This is a genomic window from Streptomyces sp. WG5, assembly GCF_049974565.1.
GTDB lineage: Bacteria > Actinomycetota > Actinomycetes > Streptomycetales > Streptomycetaceae > Streptomyces.
In genome coordinates this window covers 138,374-156,318 of sequence record NZ_JBNGGC010000011.1, presented here as the reverse complement: position 1 = coordinate 156,318, position 17,945 = coordinate 138,374, and the positions used below count along the sequence as shown (strand labels likewise).

The 17,945-nt window shown below is 71.2% G+C and carries 17 protein-coding genes and 2 pseudogenes; 10 read left to right on the top strand and 9 right to left on the bottom strand.

Going from position 1 to position 17,945, the window contains the following annotated elements; translation table 11 throughout:
• Window positions 1-39: 39 nt before the first annotated feature.
• The 4 genes from ACP4IX_RS14020 (at window position 40) to ACP4IX_RS14005 (ending at window position 1,991) form a co-directional block, all read left to right on the top strand.
• On the top strand, window positions 40-759 hold the full coding sequence (locus ACP4IX_RS14020) for a GntR family transcriptional regulator (protein ID WP_426555654.1): 720 nt from the start codon (window positions 40-42) through the stop codon (window positions 757-759).
• A gap of 189 nt (window positions 760-948) precedes the next feature.
• Window positions 949-1,200 carry a hypothetical protein gene (locus tag ACP4IX_RS14015; protein WP_426555653.1) on the top strand — a complete coding sequence of 84 codons (252 nt, stop codon included), beginning with the start codon at window positions 949-951 and terminating at the stop codon, window positions 1,198-1,200.
• Complete coding sequence (locus tag ACP4IX_RS14010) at window positions 1,197-1,490, top strand: hypothetical protein (protein ID WP_426555652.1); 294 nt, start codon at window positions 1,197-1,199, stop codon at window positions 1,488-1,490. The genes ACP4IX_RS14015 and ACP4IX_RS14010 overlap by 4 nt, the downstream gene beginning before the upstream one ends.
• Before the next feature lie 129 nt (window positions 1,491-1,619).
• Window positions 1,620-1,991 (top strand): VOC family protein, encoded by a 372-nt coding sequence (locus tag ACP4IX_RS14005; protein ID WP_426520482.1) that lies wholly within the window; start codon window positions 1,620-1,622, stop codon window positions 1,989-1,991.
• A gap of 123 nt (window positions 1,992-2,114) precedes the next feature.
• On the opposite strand, the gene ACP4IX_RS14000 is transcribed toward ACP4IX_RS14005, so the two are convergent.
• Entirely contained in the window at window positions 2,115-5,006 is a 2,892-nt protein-coding gene (locus ACP4IX_RS14000; protein WP_426555651.1) for an FAD-linked oxidase C-terminal domain-containing protein, read from the bottom strand.
• 111 nt (window positions 5,007-5,117) lie between these two features.
• On the opposite strand from ACP4IX_RS14000, the gene serC reads away from it, so the two are divergent.
• Window positions 5,118-6,236 (top strand): phosphoserine transaminase, encoded by a 1,119-nt coding sequence (serC, locus tag ACP4IX_RS13995; protein WP_426555650.1) that lies wholly within the window; start codon window positions 5,118-5,120, stop codon window positions 6,234-6,236.
• Between the two features lie 68 nt (window positions 6,237-6,304).
• Here the strand turns inward: serC and ACP4IX_RS13990 are convergent, their stop codons facing one another.
• Both ACP4IX_RS13990 and ACP4IX_RS13985 read right to left on the bottom strand, forming a co-directional pair.
• Complete coding sequence (locus ACP4IX_RS13990; RefSeq protein ID WP_426520488.1) at window positions 6,305-7,132, bottom strand: ABC transporter permease; 828 nt, start codon at window positions 7,130-7,132, stop codon at window positions 6,305-6,307.
• Window positions 7,129-8,118 carry an ATP-binding cassette domain-containing protein gene (locus ACP4IX_RS13985; protein ID WP_426555649.1) on the bottom strand — a complete coding sequence of 330 codons (990 nt, stop codon included), beginning with the start codon at window positions 8,116-8,118 and terminating at the stop codon, window positions 7,129-7,131. The genes ACP4IX_RS13990 and ACP4IX_RS13985 overlap by 4 nt, the downstream gene beginning before the upstream one ends.
• A 114-nt stretch (window positions 8,119-8,232) precedes the next feature.
• Between ACP4IX_RS13985 and ACP4IX_RS13980 the strand changes: the two genes are divergently transcribed.
• Complete coding sequence (locus ACP4IX_RS13980) at window positions 8,233-9,021, top strand: TetR/AcrR family transcriptional regulator (protein ID WP_426520492.1); 789 nt, start codon at window positions 8,233-8,235, stop codon at window positions 9,019-9,021.
• Here the strand turns inward: ACP4IX_RS13980 and ACP4IX_RS13975 are convergent.
• Window positions 8,995-9,987: a WD40 repeat domain-containing protein gene (locus ACP4IX_RS13975; RefSeq protein WP_426555648.1), complete on the bottom strand. Its 993-nt coding sequence runs from the start codon at window positions 9,985-9,987 to the stop codon at window positions 8,995-8,997. The genes ACP4IX_RS13980 and ACP4IX_RS13975 overlap by 27 nt on opposite strands.
• 100 nt (window positions 9,988-10,087) lie before the next feature.
• Here ACP4IX_RS13975 and ACP4IX_RS13970 point away from each other — a divergent pair, with 100 nt between their 5' ends.
• Window positions 10,088-10,768 carry an SGNH/GDSL hydrolase family protein gene (locus tag ACP4IX_RS13970; RefSeq protein WP_426520495.1) on the top strand — a complete coding sequence of 227 codons (681 nt, stop codon included), beginning with the start codon at window positions 10,088-10,090 and terminating at the stop codon, window positions 10,766-10,768.
• Window positions 10,769-10,918: 150 nt separating this feature from the next.
• A pseudogene (locus tag ACP4IX_RS13965) lies at window positions 10,919-11,056 on the top strand (aldo/keto reductase); the annotation flags it as partial.
• A 119-nt stretch (window positions 11,057-11,175) separates the two neighbouring features.
• On the opposite strand, the gene ACP4IX_RS13960 reads toward ACP4IX_RS13965, so the two are convergent.
• The 3 genes from ACP4IX_RS13960 to ACP4IX_RS13950 form a co-directional block, all read right to left on the bottom strand.
• Entirely contained in the window at window positions 11,176-12,168 is a 993-nt protein-coding gene (locus tag ACP4IX_RS13960) for an aldo/keto reductase (protein WP_426555647.1), read from the bottom strand.
• A 212-nt stretch (window positions 12,169-12,380) separates the two neighbouring features.
• A complete protein-coding gene (locus ACP4IX_RS13955) occupies window positions 12,381-12,731 on the bottom strand; it encodes a hypothetical protein (RefSeq protein WP_426555646.1) in 351 nt (116 codons plus the stop codon).
• A gap of 256 nt (window positions 12,732-12,987) precedes the next feature.
• Window positions 12,988-14,637: a recombinase family protein gene (locus tag ACP4IX_RS13950; protein ID WP_426555645.1), complete on the bottom strand. Its 1,650-nt coding sequence runs from the start codon at window positions 14,635-14,637 to the stop codon at window positions 12,988-12,990.
• 86 nt (window positions 14,638-14,723) lie between these two features.
• Between ACP4IX_RS13950 and ACP4IX_RS13945 the strand changes: the two are divergent.
• Window positions 14,724-15,575: pseudogene (locus tag ACP4IX_RS13945) on the top strand (aldo/keto reductase); the annotation flags it as partial.
• Between the two features lie 131 nt (window positions 15,576-15,706).
• On the opposite strand, the gene thpR reads toward ACP4IX_RS13945, so the two are convergent.
• The gene (gene thpR, locus ACP4IX_RS13940; protein ID WP_426555644.1) at window positions 15,707-16,279 is read right to left on the bottom strand and encodes an RNA 2',3'-cyclic phosphodiesterase; all 573 of its coding nucleotides are present in this window, start codon (window positions 16,277-16,279) and stop codon (window positions 15,707-15,709) included.
• Window positions 16,280-16,378: 99 nt separating this feature from the next.
• On the opposite strand from thpR, the gene ACP4IX_RS13935 reads away from it, so the two are divergent.
• Window positions 16,379-16,552: a hypothetical protein gene (locus ACP4IX_RS13935; RefSeq protein ID WP_426520505.1), complete on the top strand. Its 174-nt coding sequence runs from the start codon at window positions 16,379-16,381 to the stop codon at window positions 16,550-16,552.
• Between the two features lie 12 nt (window positions 16,553-16,564).
• Here the strand turns inward: ACP4IX_RS13935 and ACP4IX_RS13930 are convergent, their stop codons facing one another.
• Window positions 16,565-17,935 (bottom strand): MFS transporter, encoded by a 1,371-nt coding sequence (locus tag ACP4IX_RS13930; RefSeq protein WP_426555643.1) that lies wholly within the window; start codon window positions 17,933-17,935, stop codon window positions 16,565-16,567.
• Between the last annotated feature and the right edge of the window lie 10 nt (window positions 17,936-17,945).

The window sequence follows — 17,945 nt, the reverse complement described above, 5'->3', positions numbered from 1 at the left end:
CGAACCGGTGGACCAGTCCAGTGATCGGGAAAGAGTGTCATGCCGCTACTGAAGTACGAGCAGATCGCCGCTGATCTGCGCACCCGGATCGCGAACGGTGAGTTCGGGCCGGGTGACCTGCTGCCTTCAGGCCGTGACCTGGCCGAACAGTGGGGCGTATCGCGGGCCACCGTGGTCAAGGCGTACGACATCCTGCGCCACGACGGTCTCGTCGTCGCACGCCAGGGCTCCGGCTTTCTTGTCACGGAGACTCCTGTCGCCCGGCCCGCCGGTGGACGTCGGGCGGGTTCCAGTCGGCTGTCGGGCGGAACACCGTACCGCCGCCTCGGCGCACCGGACCGTGCAGTTCCGCCTGCTCACGTCGCCGATGCCTTGGGACTGACGCACGGCGAGGAGGCCTTGCGTCGGGTCCGGCTCATGCTCCTCGACGACGGCTCGCCGCACAGTCTGGTGACCGCGTGGTTTCCGGCCTCGGTGGCGGACGCCGCGCCACGCCTGTCCGCGAGGGGGCCGATCGCCGAGGGCACGACACATTACGTCCGCCGCGAGACGGGCCGTGCCCCCGTGGAGGGCAACGACGTGACCACCGTGCGCCTGGCCACGGACGAAGAGGCGCACCTCCTGGAAGTGGAACAGCCGACCGCAGTCGCCGTCGTCCTGCACACGGCGTTCGACCAAGGGCACCGCGCATTGGTGTGCGAGGAGGGCGTCACGCCCTCCCACGTCTTCGAGCAGACCGACAACTACCCCATGCGGTAGGGGAACTGACGTTCCGCTTGACTGGACCGGTCCACCGGTCCAGTCTGTGTTGCTGTGCCCACATGGACAGCGCTCCGTCGCGCTGCCTCGGCCGCCCCTGCCACGCACGCCGACACGGCAAGACCCCGGCGGCCGTCCGACCGGCCCCGGGGCGTGGCCACCAGCTGACTCCTGATCGGAGCTGATGACATGACCGACCCTATCGGCCGCCTCGTCACCTGGGTGAGCCTCCTGCTCAGCCCCCGAGGCACTCACCGCCGCACCAGCCCACGCCCAGGGGCCTGCCCCGCACCGCACCGTCCGGCCGCCGCCGACGTGGTCCCCCTCCCTTCCCACCGCAGCCCCTACGGTCTCCCCTCCGTCCTCGACGGAGCCGAGACAGCGGCTGTACGCCCGTACGTCCCCGCAGGCGCGCCGTACGAACTGGAGGCGGCGGCATGACCCAGTCACCCGAGCCCCGCCTGCTCCCCTGGCCCGGCCCCGAGGGCAAGCCCTGTTACCTGATCACCGACAACGACGGCGGCCCCGTCTCCCGCCTGGCCGACACCACCGAGTCCACCCAGCTCGGGATGGGCCTCGAACTCCTGGCCCACGCCCGCTGTCTCCTCCCGGACGCGCCGCACGGCGAACTCCGCTACCTCGCCGAGCGACTGGCGGAGTGCCTCGCCGACGTCCTGCGGGTGGCCGAGAGTCGCGGCCGGCGGCTGGAAGCCTTCGACTCGGCGAGCTGAGAAGCCGACGAGGGGTGGCGGCCCCGGCTCCTCCCCGGGGCCGCCCCGGCTCGGCCACATGTTGAGCGAGGGTGAGCCGCTGCCTCTACGGTGTCCGCGGGAAGGTTCACCGATCGGCTCGGAGATGCCATGGCGCCGCAGATGAAGTTGGCCGCGATCACCCTCGACTGCCCCGACCCGTCGACTTTGGCGGCGTTCTATCAGCAGGCCACCGGTCTTGAGCTCCACCCGGATACGGATGCCGACTTCGCGGGTCTCAACCGTGAGGACGGCCTCTTCATCGGATTCCAGCGGGTCGACGACTACCGGGCGCCGGTCTGGCCCGGCCAGAGCGTTCCCCAGCAGCTGCACCTCTGCTTCGACGTCGCGGACCTGGACGAGGCGGAGGCCCGGCTGCTGGAGCTGGGTGCGGGGAAGCCGGATCACCAGCCTCATGAGGCTGCCAGGGCGCGTGTACTCACCGACCCGGCCGGTCATCCCTTCTGCATCTGCCGGGGCTGATCAGCACTATCCCCTGGCCGGCTGTGCCAGCTGGACCGGCAGGAGGCTCTCGGGCCCGCCGGTCCGCTCTCAGACGAGCGCGGTAAGTACATCAACCCGCCTTCGTTCGCCCCTTCTTCGACCTCACCTGGCCGAGGGACCGCCGCCACCCGCCCGGCGCTCCGCCTCCAACGCCTCCGCCAGCACCTCCGCCAGATGCCGCCCCCGCACCCCGCCCAACTGCTCCAGCTGCGTCCGGCAGGAGAAGCCGTCCGCCAGGACCACCGCCCCGTCCGGCGCCTCGCGCACCGCCGGGAGCAGCTGGTCCTCCGCGCAGGCGGCCGACACCTCGTAGTGGCCCTTCTCGAAGCCGAAGTTGCCCGCGAGGCCGCAGCAGCCGCCGCTCAGCTCGCCGGTCAGGCCGGCTGCCTCGCGCAGGCGGCGGTCGGCCGCGTCGCCCAGGACCGCGTGCTGGTGGCAGTGGGTCTGACCGGTGGCCGGGCGGTCCACGGCGGGCGGGGTCCAGTCGGGGGCGTGGCGCTCCAGGGCCTCCGCGAAGGTCAGGACGCGGGCGGCGAGCCGGGCCGCCCGCGGGTCGTCGTGCAGCAGCTCGGGCAGGTCCGTGCGCAGGGCGGCGGCGCAGCTCGGTTCCAGGACGACGACCGGCGCGGACGTCTCCAGCACCGGGGCCATCAGGTCCAGGGTGTGGCGCATCACCGCGCGGGCGCGGTCCAGTTGGCCCGTGGAGACGTACGTCAGGCCGCAGCAGACCCGGCCCCGGCGGGCGGTCAGCAGCGCCAGAGCCGACTTCGACGTGCCGTCCCCGATCACCACACGCCCCCGCAGCGTCGGCGGCAGCACCACCCGCAGCCCCGCGGCCTCCAGCACCCGTACCGCCGCCCGGCCCACGGACGGGGACAGATGCTCGGTGAAGGTGTCCGGCCAGAGGACCACCAGGTCACCGGTCCGCCCCGCTTCCGCAGGCCGCCTCCGCCACCACCGGCTGAACGTCTCCCCCGCCAGCCGCGGCACCTCCCGCTCCCCCGCGATCCCGCCCAGCCGCTTCGCCACCGCGGCCAGCGGCCCCACGGACGCCAACGCGTTGACGACCGGCGCCACCCGCGCCCGCGCCGCCCACCGCAGCCACACCGGCAGCCACCCCATCGCGTAGTGCGCGGCGGGGCGGCGACGGCCGGCGTAGTGGTGGTGCAGGAACTCCGCCTTGTACGTGGCCATGTCGACCTCGACCGGGCAGTCGGAGCGGCATCCCTTGCAGGACAGGCACAGGTCGAGCGCGTCGCGGACCTCCGTGGAACGCCAGCCGTCCGTCACCACCTCCCCGGCGAGCATCTCGTGCAGCAGGCGTGCGCGGCCCCGCGTGGAGTGCTCCTCCTCCCCCGTCGCCCGGAACGACGGGCACATCACGCCCGAGCCGGTCACCGACGTCGTACGGCACTTGGCGACGCCCACGCAGCGGCGCACCGCCGCCGAGAAGTCGCCCCCGTCGGCGGGGTAGCCGAACTCCACGTCCACCGGCTCGCGCGGCAGGACGGCGAAGCGGAGGTTCGCGTCGAGCGGGGCCGGGCGGACCAGCATCCCCGGGTTGAGGAGGTCGTCCGGGTCCCAGACGCCTTTCGCGCGCTCGAAGAGGGCCACCGTCTCCTCGCCGTACATCCTCGGCAGCAGCTCCGCCCGCGCCTGCCCGTCCCCGTGCTCCCCGGAGAGCGAGCCGCCGTGCGCCACGACGAGCTCCGCCAGTTCCTCGGAGAAGCGGCGGAAGCGGGCGACGCCGGCCGCCGTCAGCAGGTCGAAGTCGATGCGTACGTGGATGCAGCCGTCACCGAAGTGCCCGTACGGCGTGCCGCGCAGGCCGTGGGCGGCGAGCAGGCTCCGGAAGTCCCGCAGGTAGTCGCCCAGCCGGGCCGGCGGCACCGCGCAGTCCTCCCAGCCGGGCCACGCCTCCGCACCGTCCGGCATCCGCGTCGCCGTACCGCTCGCGTCCTCCCGGATCCGCCACAGTGCCCGCTGCCCGGCCGGGTCGGTCACCACCAGGGCGTCCACGACGTCCGCCGCCCGGACCACCGCCTCCGCACGCGCGCGTGCCTCCGCCTCCGTGTCCCCGCCGGTCTCCACGAACAGCCAGGCCCCGCCCCTCGGCAGCCCCTCCGTGGACGGCACCAGGTCCACCGCCATGCCCTCCACCGTGAGGGGGCCGAGCGGCAGCAGCCCGGCCGCCGCCTCCGCCGCCCCCGCCTCGTCGGCGTAGCCCAGCACCGCGAGCGCACGCGCGCGCGGAGACTCGACCAGCCGGACGACGGCTTCCGTCAGCACGCCCAGCGTGCCCTCCGAGCCGCAGAAGGAACGGGCCACGTCCGCGCCCTTCTCGGGCAGCAGGGCGTCCAGCGCGTAGCCGGAGATGCGGCGCGGGAGGTCCGGGAAGCCGGTGCGCAGGCGGGCCAGGTCGCCGTCCACCAGCTCCCGCAGCCCCTCCGGCGCCCCGGCCCACTCCTGCCCGAGCCGCAGCCGCCGCCCCCGCGCGGTGGCCACGCTCAGCTCGCGCACGCTGTCCGCCGTCGTGCCCCAGGCCACCGAGTGGGAGCCGCACGAGTTGTTGCCGATCATGCCGCCGAGCGTGCAGCGGCTGTGGGTGGAGGGGTCGGGGCCGAAGCGGAGCCCGTGCGGGGCGGCGGCGTCCTGGAGTCGGTCGAGGACCAGCCCCGGCTGGACGACGGCCGTGCGCGCCTCCGGGTCGAGCGAGACCAGCCGGTTCATGTGCCGGGTGAAGTCCAGGACGACGCCCGTGCCGGTCGCCTGCCCCGCGATCGACGTGCCGCCGCCCCGCGCCACCACCGGCACGCCCCGCGCCCGGCACACCTCCAGCACGGCCGCCACGTCGTCGGCGTCCACCGGCGCCACCACCCCGAGCGGGACCCGCCGGTAGTTGGACGCGTCCATGGTGGTCAGCGCCCGGGACGTGGTGTCGCATCCGACCTCGCCGCGTACGGCGCCGCGCAGTGCTGCCTCCAGATCGGTCATGCCCTCCAGCATGAGCGCTTGTGGCTTGGCACAGGTCCGCACAGCGGAGATCTCGTCTCATCGGACGGACATGTCTCCGTCCGGTTTGGCCGAGGGGATACGCTCCCGCACGTGGCTGAGATCCAGATTCCTGCTGACATCAAGCCCGCGGACGGTCGATTCGGCGCGGGTCCCTCCAAGGTGCGGGTTCAGGCGCTGGACGCCCTGGCCGCCACCGGTACGTCCCTCCTCGGCACCTCCCACCGCCAGGCCCCCGTCAAGAACCTGGTCGGCAAGGTCCGTGAGGGCATCTCCGAGCTGTTCCGGCTCCCCGACGGCTACGAGGTGATCCTCGGCAACGGCGGCTCCACCGCGTTCTGGGACGTCGCGACCCACGGACTGATCGAGAACAGGTCGCAGCACCTGAGCTTCGGCGAGTTCTCCTCCAAGTTCGCCAAGGCCGCGAAGCTCGCCCCGTGGCTGGCCGAGCCGACGGTCGTCTCGTCCGACCCGGGCACGCACCCCGAAGCGCGGGCCGAGGCCGGCGTGGACGTGTACGCGTTCACGCACAACGAGACCTCGACCGGCGTCGCCATGCCCATCAAGCGCGTGGCCGGGGCCGACGAGGGCTCCCTCGTACTGGTCGACGCGACGTCCGGCGCGGGCGGCCTGCCCGTGGACATCGCCGAGACCGACGTCTACTACTTCGCCCCGCAGAAGTCCTTCGCCTCCGACGGCGGCCTGTGGATCGGCGTCTTCTCCCCGGCCGCGATCGAGCGCGCCGAGCGGATCCACGCGAGCGGCCGGCACGTCCCGGAGTTCTTCTCGCTGCCGACGGCGATCGACAACTCCCGCAAGAACCAGACGTACAACACCCCGGCGCTCGCCACCCTGTTCCTCCTGGGCGAGCAGCTGGACTGGATGAACGGCCAGGGCGGCCTGGACTTCACCACCGGCCGCACCAAGGACTCCTCGTCCCGCCTGTACGCCTGGGCGGAGGAGGCCAAGTACGCCGCCCCGTTCGTCTCGGACCCGGCCAAGCGCTCCCAGGTCATCGGCACCATCGACTTCTCCGACGACATCGACGCCGCCGCCGTCGCCAAGGTGCTGCGCGCCAACGGCGTCGTCGACACCGAGCCGTACCGCAAGCTGGGCCGCAACCAGCTGCGCGTCGCGATGTTCCCGGCGATCGACCCGGCGGACGTCGAGGCGCTGACCAAGTGCGTCGACTACGTGATCGAGAAGCTGTAGCAACAGCGGTCGTACGACGATGAGGGGCGCCCGGCGTTACGCCGGGCGCCCCTCATCGTTCCCCCGCCCTACCGGCTGAGCCGCTGGAAGCGCCGCACCGACAGCGGCAGGAAGATCGCCGTCAGCACCACCGGCCACACCCCGGCCATCAGCAGCGCGTGCTGCTCGACCCACGAGTCGCCGCCGCCGACCGGCGTGCCGAACAGCTCGCGGGCCGCCGCGGCCGTGGAGGAGATCGGGTTCCAGGCGGCCACCCAGCCCAGCCAGTCCGGCATGAGCTGCGGGGCGACGAAGATGCTGGAGATCATCGTCAGCGGGAACGCCACCGCGAACAGGCCGCCCGCCGCCTCCGGGTTGGGGACCAGCAGCCCCAGCCACACCCCGACCCAGATCAGCGCGAACCGGAGCCACAGCAGCAGCCCGAACGCGGCCAGGAAGTTCCAGCCCCCGTCCGGCCGCCAGCCCATGGCGAGCGCCGTCAGTACCAGGATCGTGAGCTCGGCGCAGGCGACGACCAGGTCGGTCACACCGCGCCCCGCCACCACCGCGGAGGAGGACATCGGCATGGAGCGGAACCGGTCGATGACGCCCTTGGTGGCGTCGTGGACGACGACGGTCGCGGTGTTGATGAAGCCGAACGCCATGGTCATCACGAACATGCCCGGCATCAGGAAGTCCTTGTAGTCCCCGCCGCCCGGCACGGTCATCGCGCTGCCGAAGACATAGCCGTAGAGGAGGACGGACAGGATCGGGAAGCCGAGCTGCCAGACGATGTTGACGGGCTGGCGCTGGTAGTGGGTCAGGCCGCGGCGGACGATGTTGCCGCAGTCGGCGACCGCCCAGTACAGCCGCCCGCGGTCACGCGTGCCTCCCGTGGTCAGGTCGAGGGCGCTCATGCCGCCGCCGCCTCCTTCCGCGCGTCCGTGCGCTCTCCGGCGCTCGTACGGTGTCCGGTCAGGCGCAGGAACACGTCGTCGAGGCTCGGCCTGCGCAGCCCGATGTCCTCCACCCGGACGCCCTCGTCCTGGAGGGTGCGCGCCACCTCGGTGAGCGCCGCCACCCGGTCGGTGACCGGGGCGTGCACCCGCAGCGTCTCCTCGTCGGCCTCGGGTTCGCCGTCGCAGACGCGGGCGACCACCTTCACCACCCTCGGTATCTCGGCCCGCTCGGCGACCTGGACCTCGACGCGGTCGCCGCCGACCCGGTCCTTCAGCCCGTCCGGGGTGTCGTCGGCGATGGACCTGCCCTGGTCGATGACGGTGATGCGCGAGGCGAGCTTGTCGGCCTCCTCCAGGTACTGCGTGGTCAGCAGTACGGTCGTACCGCTCGCCACCAGCGCCCGCACGGAGTCCCAGACCTCGCTGCGGCTGCGGGGGTCCAGGCCCGTCGTCGGCTCGTCCAGGAACAGGACGGCCGGGGCGAGGATCATCGACGCGGCGAGGTCCAGGCGGCGCCGCATGCCGCCGCTGTACGTGCCGACACCCCGGTCGGCGGCGTCGGTCAGGTCGAACTGCTCCAGCAGCTCGACGGCGCGGGCCCGGGCCCGCCGGCCGCCCAGGTGGAACAGGCGCCCGAACATCTCCAGGTTCTGCCGGCCGGTGAGCACCTCGTCCACGGCCGCGTACTGCCCGGTGAGGCCGATCCGCGCCCGCACTTCGCGCGCCTGCCGCCCGACGTCGAGGCCGGCCACCACCGCCCGACCCCCGTCCAGCCGGACCAGCGTGGACAGGATGCGCACGGCCGTGGTCTTGCCGGCGCCGTTCGGCCCCAGCAGGCCGTGCACGGTGCCCTCGCGGACGGCCAGGTCGAAGCCGTCGAGGGCGCGTTTTCCGCCGTACCGCTTCTCCAGGCCCTCGGCCCGTACCGCGTACGCGTCGCTCATGGGTCCCCCTCTCACTCCCTCACTGAGTACACCGTACCCGATTACGAGTACACCGTACCCAGTTCGGCGCGTACGCCGTACCCACTTTTCTGCCGCGGATTTAAACTGAATCGCATGGCAAGCGGTACGGAGAGCAGCGGCAGCGGCGACATCGGCCGCACCCTCGACCTGTTGTGGGACACCGGCAAGCGGCCCAGCCGGGGACCCAAACCGGGTCTGACGCTGGAGCGGATCGTCGAGACCGCCGTCGAGGTCGCGGACCGGGACGGACTGGGCGCGGTCTCGATGCGCCGGATCGCCACCGAGCTGGGCACCGGGGCCATGTCCCTGTACCGCTACGTCCCCGGCAAGGGCGAGCTGATCGACCTGATGCTGGACCGCGTGCAGCGCCCGTCCGAGAACCCCGGCGACCTCGGCGACGGCGACTGGCGCACCGCGCTGGAGGAACTCGGCCGCGCCACCCTCGCCCTCTACCGCCGCCACACCTGGCTGCTGGAGGTCAACCAGTCCCGCCCGGTCCTCGGCCCGAGCGCCCTGGACGGCTTGGAGAAGGTGCTCACCCGGATCAAACCGATGGGCCTGACCGACCCCGAGCTGGTGTCGGCGATCATCATGATCGACGGGTATGTCGTCGGCGCCGCCCGCACGCAGGTGCACGGGGAGGAGGCCGAGCGAAGTTCCGGACTGACGGACGCACAGTTCTGGCAGGCCCAGGAGCCGGCGCTGGAGAAGGCCATGACCAGCGGCCGCTACCCGGTCCTGGCCTCCCTCTCCGAGGACACCTTCGGCACCGGCTTCGACCACTTCGAGTTCGGGCTGCAGCGCATCCTGGACGGGCTGGAGGTACTGGTGGCCGCGCGGCGCGCGGCGTCCGGCTCAGCGGCGGCGGAAGAGCCGTCGTAGCCCGAAGAACGCGGCACCGCACGCGACGACCAGCCCGACCGTCCCGATCTTGAGGGTGTTCCCGTCGGAACCGCCGGACCCGTCATCCCCTCCGGAGCCCCCACCGGAGGCGCCGGAGCCCGCCCCGCCCGACCCGCCGCCGCCCCCGGGCGCGTCCTGGGCCTTCACGGGGCTGCTCTCGCCCTCCATCCCGAGCAGCAGTTTCTCGCCGTCGGGGGTGTAGGTGACGGACTCGCCCTGCCCGAGCGGCACGCTGATCCGCCCCTTGCGCTGGATCTTCCCGCCGTTCCAGTCGTACCAGATACCCCCCATGTAGCCGCGCACGGCGAGCCGCTCGCCGTCCGGGGAGAAGGCGGCGTCGGTGGCCCACAGCTCGACGGGGGCGGCGCGCCGGAAGACGTTGGTGCCGGAGGCGGACAGCTTCGCCGGACCCTCGTACAGGTGCCCGCCGTCCTCCTTCTTGTCGATGATGTAGACCCGCCCGGTCTTCGGGTGGACGACCATCGACTCCGCGTCACGGGCGCCGTCCGCGTACTTCACGACGTACTGCGTCGCCTTGACCGTCTGGTCCTTGAGCTCCTTCGGCTCGGGCAGCTCGTAGATCCACACGTGCGGCCAGGTGCCGCCGAGGTTGTCGCCGATGTCACCGACGAAGATCCGGTTGCCGGGCCCGATGGAGATCGCCTCGACGTCGCGGGGCGTGCCGACGCCGGAGAGCGCGACGCGGGCGACGGTCTCGCCGGTGGAGCCGTCCACGGCGTAGAGGTACGGCCCGTTGTCCTGGTCGTTGTGCGTCCAGTAGACGCCGGGGTGCAGGCGGGAGGCGGCGAGGCCGCTGGACTCGGTGATGCGCGGGTCCTTGATCGTGAAGCCGTCGCTGCCGTCGACCCCGTCGGCGGCGGAGGCGGGCGCGGCGAACGCGCCCACGAGAAGGGCCGAGGCGAGGAGGGCGAAAGATCGGCGCATGCGCCAAGCCTGCCATCCCGCACGGGCGTTCACCGCAACGGTCACCCAGCGTGGTCGGGCTCACATCGCGCCGGCCGAGCCGATCGTCCATGATGAGCGGATGCTCAGGTTCATGTTTGTCGGTGACTCCATGACGATCGGGAGCGCGGGCGAACACACGTGGCGCTACCGGATGTGGCAGCACCTGCGCGACTCCTACGGCCGCCCCTTCACCTTCGTCGGCCCCCGCGAAACACTCCACGACCAGTCGACGGACGCCCCCACCTCGTACGCCTACGCCGACCCCGGCTTCCCCCGCGCCCACCTGGCCGGCTGGGGCGAGGGCTGGCACCACATGGCCCCGCTGATCGGCGAGACGGTACGCGCCTGCCGCGCGGACGTGCTCCTGGTCTCCCTGGGCCTGATCGACCTCGGCTTCTACACGAACGCGGAGCAGACCAACGACAACGTCCGGGCCTTCGTGGCCGAGGCACGGTCGGCCAACCCGCGCGTGCGCATGGCCGTGATGCCGGTGATCCCGAACATCCGGGTGGAGGCCGACGAGACCTTCGCCGAGCAGGTCGCCCGCTTCAACGAACTCCTCGTGAAGACGACCGCCGACCTCGACGAACCGCGCTCCTCGCTGCTCCTCGTCCCGCCGCCGGTGTCGTACGACTTCCACACGGACACGTACGACGGCACGCATCCCAACGAGAGCGGCGAGCACCGGATCGCGGAGGCGTTCGCGGAGGCGATGGACGAGGAGTGGGGGCTGGGCGGGCCCTACTCCGCCGCGTCCTAGGGGAAGCCGTCCTGGCCCTAGGGGAAGCCGTCCTGGCCGCCACGCCCCTCGGCTCTCGGCCTCATTCCCAGGACCGCTGACTTCCCCCCGCGCCTGAACCGAACCAACCCGCTTGCCTGGAGCGCACTCCAAGCCGTTGGCTTGGGGACCATGAAGTACACGCAGCTGGGACGCACAGGACTCAAGGTCAGCCGGCTCGTCCTCGGGACGATGAACTTCGGTCCGCAGACCGACGAGGCCGACAGCCACGCCATCATGGACGCGGCGCTGGACGCCGGCATCAACTTCTAGCGCATCGCTGACGCTCACCGCTCCTGCGGACCCCGAGTGGAAACGACGAAGCCGCCGCCTCCCACTCGCTTCGAACGCAAGCAGAAGACGACGGTCCCTCACACAGACCCGCTACCTCACCATGCGAAGGCCTCGGGAGACGGTCCGGGACCGGGGAAGACCTCGTCCAGAGACGTCAGCAGTTCCTCGCTCAGCTCCAGCTCCAGGGCACGCAGCGCCGAGTCCAGCTGCTCCTGCGTGCGGGGGCCGACGATCGGGCCGGTGACGCCGGGGCGTGTCAGCAGCCAGGCGAGCGCCGCTTCACCGGGCTCCAGGCCGTGCTTGTCGAGGAGGTTCTCGTACGCCTGGATCTGCTCGCGTGTCTTGGTGTCCTTGAGCGCGTCGGCAGCGCGGCCGCTCGCCCTGCGCCCCTGTGTGGCCTCCTTCTTGAGGACGCCGCCGAGCAGCCCGCCGTGCAGCGGCGACCAGGGGATGACACCGAGCCCGTACTCCTGCGCGGCCGGGATGACCTCCATCTCGGCGCGGCGCTCGGCGAGGTTGTACAGGCACTGCTCACTAACCAGACCCATGCGGCCGCGCCGGGCAGCCAGCTCGTTGGCCTGGGCGATCTTGTAACCGGGGAAGTTGGACGACCCGGCGTAGAGGATCTTGCCCTGCTGGACCAGGACGTCGATCGCCTGCCAGATCTCCTCGAACGGCGTCGACCGGTCGATGTGATGGAACTGGTAGATGTCGATGTAGTCGGTCTGCAGCCGCTTGAGGGAGGCGTCGACGGACCGGCGGATGTTCACCGCGGAGAGCTTGTCGTGGTTGGGCCAGACGGAGGAGTCGTCCGGGGCCATGTTCCCGTACACCTTGGTGGCGAGGACCGTCCTGTCGCGCCGCCCGCCACCCTGGGCGAACCAAGTACCGATGATCTCCTCGGTGCGGCCCTTGTTCTCACCCCACCCATAGACGTTGGCCGTGTCTACAAAGTTCAGACCCGCGTCGAGAGCGGCGTCCATGATGTCGTGGCTGGTTGATTCGTCTGTCTGCGGACCGAAGTTCATCGTGCCGAGAACGAGTCGGCTGACCTTGAGTCCGGTGCGTCCGAGCTGCGTGTACTTCATGGACCACAAGCCAACTGCTTCGAGCCCGCTCCAGGCAAGGACATCAGGTGCCGCCGTCAGGCCGGTCGGCGTTCTTGCCCGACGCCTTGTCCTCGAAGACCCGGGCGCACGCACTTGGACCAAACAGATAAGAGAGGACGCAAGCGTTCCCGCAGTTCGGATGCTGTTTGGGTACACGCCAGGCGTGCTCTGGCTACACGGACAGCGTGTACTTACCGGTCCTGGTGGAGACGGCAGGGAACTGGCGCACCCTTGCCCTTCTGGAACAGGTGGGGAGGGAGCACGAGGCAAGCGGCCCCGGAGCGGGGCGACACAAGGTCCAGCTCCTTGACGCGGGCCATCGCGTTGCGGGTGCTCTGCTCGGACAGTGGCTTACCTTCCTTGCCCAGCAGTGCGGCCAGCCGGCCGGGGGCGAAGCCCGCGTGTCCGTGCCGGTCTGCCCATCCGATGGCGGCGAAGTGGACGCGGTAGGCGAGCTGGTGCGCAGGGTTCTGCGCCATGCGCCGGTACTCGTGCTGGGAGACACCGCCCCACGGGCGGTCATGGCCGAAGCTGATAGCCACCGGATGTGGCTCCTTCCTGTGAGGCGCACACGCGTGCGCCAGTCCCCCGCCGGATGGCGGGACATGTGCCTCCCTTTCTTCGCGGGGGTGGACCGTGCACGGATGGCGCGGTCTCTCTTCACAGGTGGACGCCCAAGCCTTCGGGCCTGGACTCAGTCTCGTGCGGTCGGGAGCGACGGCGGCGACCTGCCGGGCAGCTTACAAACGCGCAGAAGGCCCCGACCACAGGACCCTCCTCGTCACCTGCAGTTGTCGGTCAGCCTTCGCTGTGGACCGCCGCCATGTTGCGCAAACGCTGCTTGAAGTCCATCGGGATCAGAACCTGAACTCTCCCGACCGGGTGTTGCCACATCCCCTCATGGCCATCGGGAGCCATGAGCCGCGCGGCGGCCATCCCGGGAATCGGCTCGGCATGGATGACTGCCTTGACCCCTGCGGCGCGTAGCTCCCTGCCCTTTTCGTGCTGGGTCGACAACGTGCTCCACCGTTCCCGGTAGGTCTCTCCTGTCGGGATCTCCTCCCAGGTGTCCGGGCGCGTGGGCTGCGCGATGAGCTGTTCACGTCGCGCGTCCAACCGCTTGTACGCCTCCCGGTACTCCTGCTTGCCCAGCTCACTGGAGTAGAGGCCCGCCTCGCGGTCCTCCCTCAGGTCCGACAGGGCGCGGTTCACTTCCTCGATGTCGCGCGTGTAGTCCACGCCCGGCCGGAAGACCTTCCGGACGATCTCGACGTCCCCGGCAGCGAGGAGGAACGCCTTTTCCACGGCGTCCTCCAGCGTGTGCGCCGCGATGCCCTTGCTTCCGGTCGGACACGGCTTGTGCGTGGTACGGGAGGCGCAGCGGTAGTAGGGCCAGTTACGGCCAGGGCCGAGATATGCCGGCTCCCCACATGTGCAGAACGCGACCCGGAGCAAGGGCGACCCACCCTTGCGGTTGCCGTTGCGCTTGCTGGTGTTCTCGTCCAGCTTCTTGTTGGCCAGCTCCCACTCCTCGTGCGTGATCAGCGGCTCCGCGCGCTGGAGGGGCTGGCCGTCAGCGTCCCGGACGACCCGGCGTCGTGTCGTCTTCTTCCCGTCGACCATCACCTCCTCGGATACCTCCATCTGCCCCAGGATGCAGCGGGAGCGTACGACCTTGGCCGTGTTCGCGGCGGTCCAGCGGCTGCCCTTCGGGGTCTTGCCGCTGCGGATCATCTGAGCGTCGAGTGACGTCGGGGTCTTCGACACGTCCTCGTTGAGCCACTGCGCGATGCTGTTCGCCGACTCGCCCGCGATGAGACGGCGGACAATCTCACGGAGTGTCCCGGCCGTGTCGGTCCCGTAGTCGTCAGGGACGAGCTTCCACCCCTCGCCGGTCTCCTGCTTCTCCTCGCGGTAGCCGTACGGAGTGCGGCCGCCACGCCAGCGGCCCTCCTTCACCAGGTGGTTGTACGAGGACTTGGCCCGCGCCTTGATGGCTTCGAGCTCCCCTTCCGCGAAGGACGCGATCAGGCTCAGGAGGAGCTTCCCCATCTGCGTGTTGAGGTTGATCCCGTCCTCGACGGTCGCGACCTCCTTGCCGTTCTTCTCGCACCACTCCAGGAGGGTGTGCACGTGCAGCACGCGCCGCGAGAGGCGGTCGATCTTCAGCGCGCAGAGGATGTCGTACTCATCGGCGCGCGACTCCTCCATCGCGATCCGGTGCTCGATCGCGCTGACCTCCTTTCCGATCGTCGAAGGCAACCACTTGCCGAACTCTGGGCGCTTCCACGGCTCTACCCCGCCGGACACGTCGATGTCCTCGACCCATCCCACGACGACGTGCCCCTCCTGATCGGCCCATCGCTGGATGGACCGACGCTGACGCTCCGGCGATGTGGTCTCGTCCGACATCCTCGACAGACGGACCACGCCCAGAACTCTCGCCATGCTCGTCCCCCTCTCCCCTGTGGCACGCATCGCGCACAAGGGGTGACGGTATGTGGTTCGGATCATGGCGTCAAAATTGACCTTTGGACACCGCCAACGTGTACGGCTGGGGCGAGAACAAGGGCCGCACCGAGGAGATCATCGGCAACTGGTTCGCCCAGGGCGGCGACCGGCGGGACAAGACCGTCATCGCCACCAAGGTCTACGGCAACATGGGCGCCGACGGCGAGGCGTGGCCCAACCACGACAAGCTGTCCGCCGTGAACATCCGGCGGGCGGTCGACGCCAGCCTCAAGCGGCTCCGGACCGACCACATCGACCTGTACCAGTTCCACCACATCGACCGCGCCACCGGATTCGACGAGATCTGGCAGGCCGTCGACACGCTGGTCCAGCAGGGCAAGGTCCTCTACGCCGGGTCCTCGAACTTCCCCGGCTACAAGATCGCCCAGGCCAACGAGACCGCCGCCCGGCGCGGCGGCACCATCGGCCTGGTCAGCGAGCAGTGCCTGTACAACCTGGCCGAGCGCCGCGCCGAGATGGAGGTCATCCCGGCCGCGCAGGACTACGGCCTCGGCGTCATCCCCTGGTCGCCGCTGCACGGCGGACTGCTCGGCGGCGTGATCAAGAAGGAGGTGCAGGGCGGGCGCCGCGCCTCCGGCCGGGCGGCCGACGCCCTGGCCGACCCCGCGCAGCGGGCGCAGATCCAGGCCTACGAGGACCTGCTCGACAAGCACGGCGTCGAGCCCGGCGAGGCCGCCCTGGCCTGGCTGCTGACCCGGCCCGGCGTGACCGGCCCGATCGTGGGTCCGCGCACGGCCGAGCAGCTCGCGTCGGCGCTGCGGGCCGTGGAGCTGGAGCTGCCGGAGGAGCTGCTGACCGGGCTGGACGAGATCTTCCCGGGGCCGGGCCCGTCGCCGGAGGCGTTCGCCTGGTGACGGCGTGAAGGGGGCGGCGGCCGGCTCACGGCTGCTCAGCCGAGCGCCGCCGCCACCGCCACCACGAGCATCATCAGTACGAGCACGCCGGCCATGATCCGGTTACGGGTCTTCGGGTCCACGCCCCGAGCCTAACCGGAAGCGCCGAGCGGCCAACGGGCGACCGTCTCGTAACGGGGCTGCTCGCCCGGCACGCCGGACCTCGGCAGGTTGCTGCGCACCAGCTCCAGGTCCGTGACGGTCCAGGCGGGGCTGGTGAAGCCGGCCAGGACCTCGACGTACGGCCGCACGTCGTACGCCGTCCGGCTGCGGGCCACCGTCAGATGGGGCTTGTAGCGCCGGTGCTCCCCCCTCTCGACGCCCGCCTTGCGCCCCGCCGACTCCGCGCGGTCGGCCAGCAGCCGCAGGCTGGTGAGGTCCCCCTGCGCGCCCGCCCACAGGGCCCGTCCGTGCCCGAAGTGGCCGCCGCCGCGCAAGGCCAGCCCGAAGGGCTCGGTGCGGTGGGCGGCCCGCTCCAGGCGGGCCGACAGGTCCGGTACGAGGTCGTCGTCGACCTCGCCGTAGAAGGCGAGAGTGAGGTGCCAGCCGGGGCGGCCGGTCCAGCGCAGCCCGTCCGCGCCGGGCAGCCTCCGCAGCGCGGCCACCTCGGCGGCGAGGGCGGCGGTGACGTCGTCCGGGGGCAGTACGGCGGCGAACAGTCTCATGGCGGCCAGTCTCCCTGGAGAACACGTGTACGTCCGCGCGTGTCCCGGTCACCGTGCGTAGCGTTGTACCGCGCGGCTGCACTCGCGTCGAGCGCCACGATGACCGTCCTTGACGACAGGATCGAGATGGCCGAAGAGAGCACCGAGCTGACTCTGGACGTCATGTTCGAGTGGCCCAGCTTCGGCTTCGGCTTCGGCTTCGGCGAGGACATCGACCTGACCGGCACCGTCGTCGGCCTCACCCTCAGGACCGACGACTTCCCCCGCGACTGACCCGGGGACCGGCTACGCCGCCGGCGCCAGCTCCTCCCGCCGCTCCCGCGCCACGAACCGCACCCTGGGGTGCCCCCGGTGCCAGCCGACCGACAGCCGCAGGTTGCCGACGCGGGCCAGGACCAGGCCGATGACGATCGCGGCCGTGGCGGCCACGGCGCCGCCCGCGGCGAAACCGATCCGGGCGCCGTAGGTGTCCGTGACCCAGCCGACGATCGGGGCGCCGACCGGGGAGCCGCCGAGGAAGACCATCATGTACAGGGCCATGACGCGGCCCCGCATGGCCGGGTCGGTGGACATCTGGATGCTGGTGTTGGCGGTGACGTTGACCGTCATGCTGAAGACACCTATCGGGACCATCAGCAGCGCGAACAGCCACAGCCCGGGTGCCGCCGCCGCCACGATCTCCAGCGTGCCGAAGGCGAGGGCCGCCGCGATCAGCACGCGCAGCCGCGCCGTGCCGCGCCGGGCGGCGAGCAGGGCGCCGGCGACCGAGCCGACGGCCATGAGGGTGTTGAAGAGGCTGTAGGCGCCGGCGCCCGCGTCGAAGACGTCGTCGGCGAAGGCGGACAGGAAGACCGGGAAGTTGAAGCCGAAGGTGCCGATGAACCCGACCAGGGTGATCGTCCAGATCAGCTCGGGGCGTCCGGCGACGTAGTGCAGACCCTCCCGGAGCTGGCCCTTTCCGCGCGGGGCGCGCTCGACGGCGCGCAGGTCGCGGGAGCGCATCAGCAGCAGGCAGGTGAGCGGCGCGACGAAGGACAGGCCGTTGGCGAGGAACGCCCAGCCGGTGCCCACCCCGGTGATCATCAGTCCGGCGACGGCGGGGCCGACCAGGCGGGCGGACTGGAAGTTGGCCGAGTTGAGGCTGACCGCGTTCTGGAGCTGGTCCCGGCCGACCAGCTCGGCGACGAAGGACTGGCGGGCGGGGTTGTCGACGACGGTGGCCAGGCCCATCGCGAAGGCGGCGACGTAGACGTGCCAGACCTGGACGTGGCCGGTCAGGGTGAGGACGGCGAGGAAGAGCGCGGTGACGGCCATCGCGGACTGGGTGACCAGCAGGGTGGGCCGCTTGCGCAGGCGGTCGACGAGGACGCCGCCGTAGAGGCCGAAGAGCAGCATCGGCAGGAACTGCAGGGCCGTGGTGATGCCGACGGCGGCCGAGGAGCCGGTGAGGCTGAGCACCAGCCAGTCCTGGGCGATGCGCTGCATCCACGTGCCGATGTTGGAGACGACCTGGCCCAGGAAGAACAGGCGGTAGTTCCTGACCCCCAGGGAGGCGAACATCGAGGTCGGGGAAGTCTTGCGGGGGGCGTCGGGAGTGGTCGGGTCGTCGCGGCCGTCAGGTGCGGGGGCGGAAGCTGCTCCGGGTCCCGTACTCAAAAGGGTTCAC

Excerpts from the sequence above, each read along its gene's own strand:
- ACP4IX_RS14020 (WP_426555654.1), top strand. The coding sequence starts at position 40 with ATGCCGCTACTGAAGTACGAGCAGATCGCCGCTGATCTGCGCACCCGG.
- ACP4IX_RS14015 (WP_426555653.1), top strand. The coding sequence starts at position 949 with ATGACCGACCCTATCGGCCGCCTCGTCACCTGGGTGAGCCTCCTGCTC.
- ACP4IX_RS14010 (WP_426555652.1), top strand. The coding sequence starts at position 1,197 with ATGACCCAGTCACCCGAGCCCCGCCTGCTCCCCTGGCCCGGCCCCGAG.
- ACP4IX_RS14005 (WP_426520482.1), top strand. The coding sequence starts at position 1,620 with ATGGCGCCGCAGATGAAGTTGGCCGCGATCACCCTCGACTGCCCCGAC.
- ACP4IX_RS14000 (WP_426555651.1), bottom strand. The coding sequence starts at position 5,006 with ATGACCGATCTGGAGGCAGCACTGCGCGGCGCCGTACGCGGCGAGGTC.
- ACP4IX_RS13990 (WP_426520488.1), bottom strand. The coding sequence starts at position 7,132 with ATGAGCGCCCTCGACCTGACCACGGGAGGCACGCGTGACCGCGGGCGG.
- ACP4IX_RS13985 (WP_426555649.1), bottom strand. The coding sequence starts at position 8,118 with ATGAGCGACGCGTACGCGGTACGGGCCGAGGGCCTGGAGAAGCGGTAC.
- ACP4IX_RS13980 (WP_426520492.1), top strand. The coding sequence starts at position 8,233 with ATGGCAAGCGGTACGGAGAGCAGCGGCAGCGGCGACATCGGCCGCACC.
- ACP4IX_RS13975 (WP_426555648.1), bottom strand. The coding sequence starts at position 9,987 with ATGCGCCGATCTTTCGCCCTCCTCGCCTCGGCCCTTCTCGTGGGCGCG.
- ACP4IX_RS13970 (WP_426520495.1), top strand. The coding sequence starts at position 10,088 with ATGCTCAGGTTCATGTTTGTCGGTGACTCCATGACGATCGGGAGCGCG.
- ACP4IX_RS13960 (WP_426555647.1), bottom strand. The coding sequence starts at position 12,168 with ATGAAGTACACGCAGCTCGGACGCACCGGACTCAAGGTCAGCCGACTC.
- ACP4IX_RS13950 (WP_426555645.1), bottom strand. The coding sequence starts at position 14,637 with ATGGCGAGAGTTCTGGGCGTGGTCCGTCTGTCGAGGATGTCGGACGAG.
- thpR (WP_426555644.1), bottom strand. The coding sequence starts at position 16,279 with ATGAGACTGTTCGCCGCCGTACTGCCCCCGGACGACGTCACCGCCGCC.
- ACP4IX_RS13935 (WP_426520505.1), top strand. The coding sequence starts at position 16,379 with ATGACCGTCCTTGACGACAGGATCGAGATGGCCGAAGAGAGCACCGAG.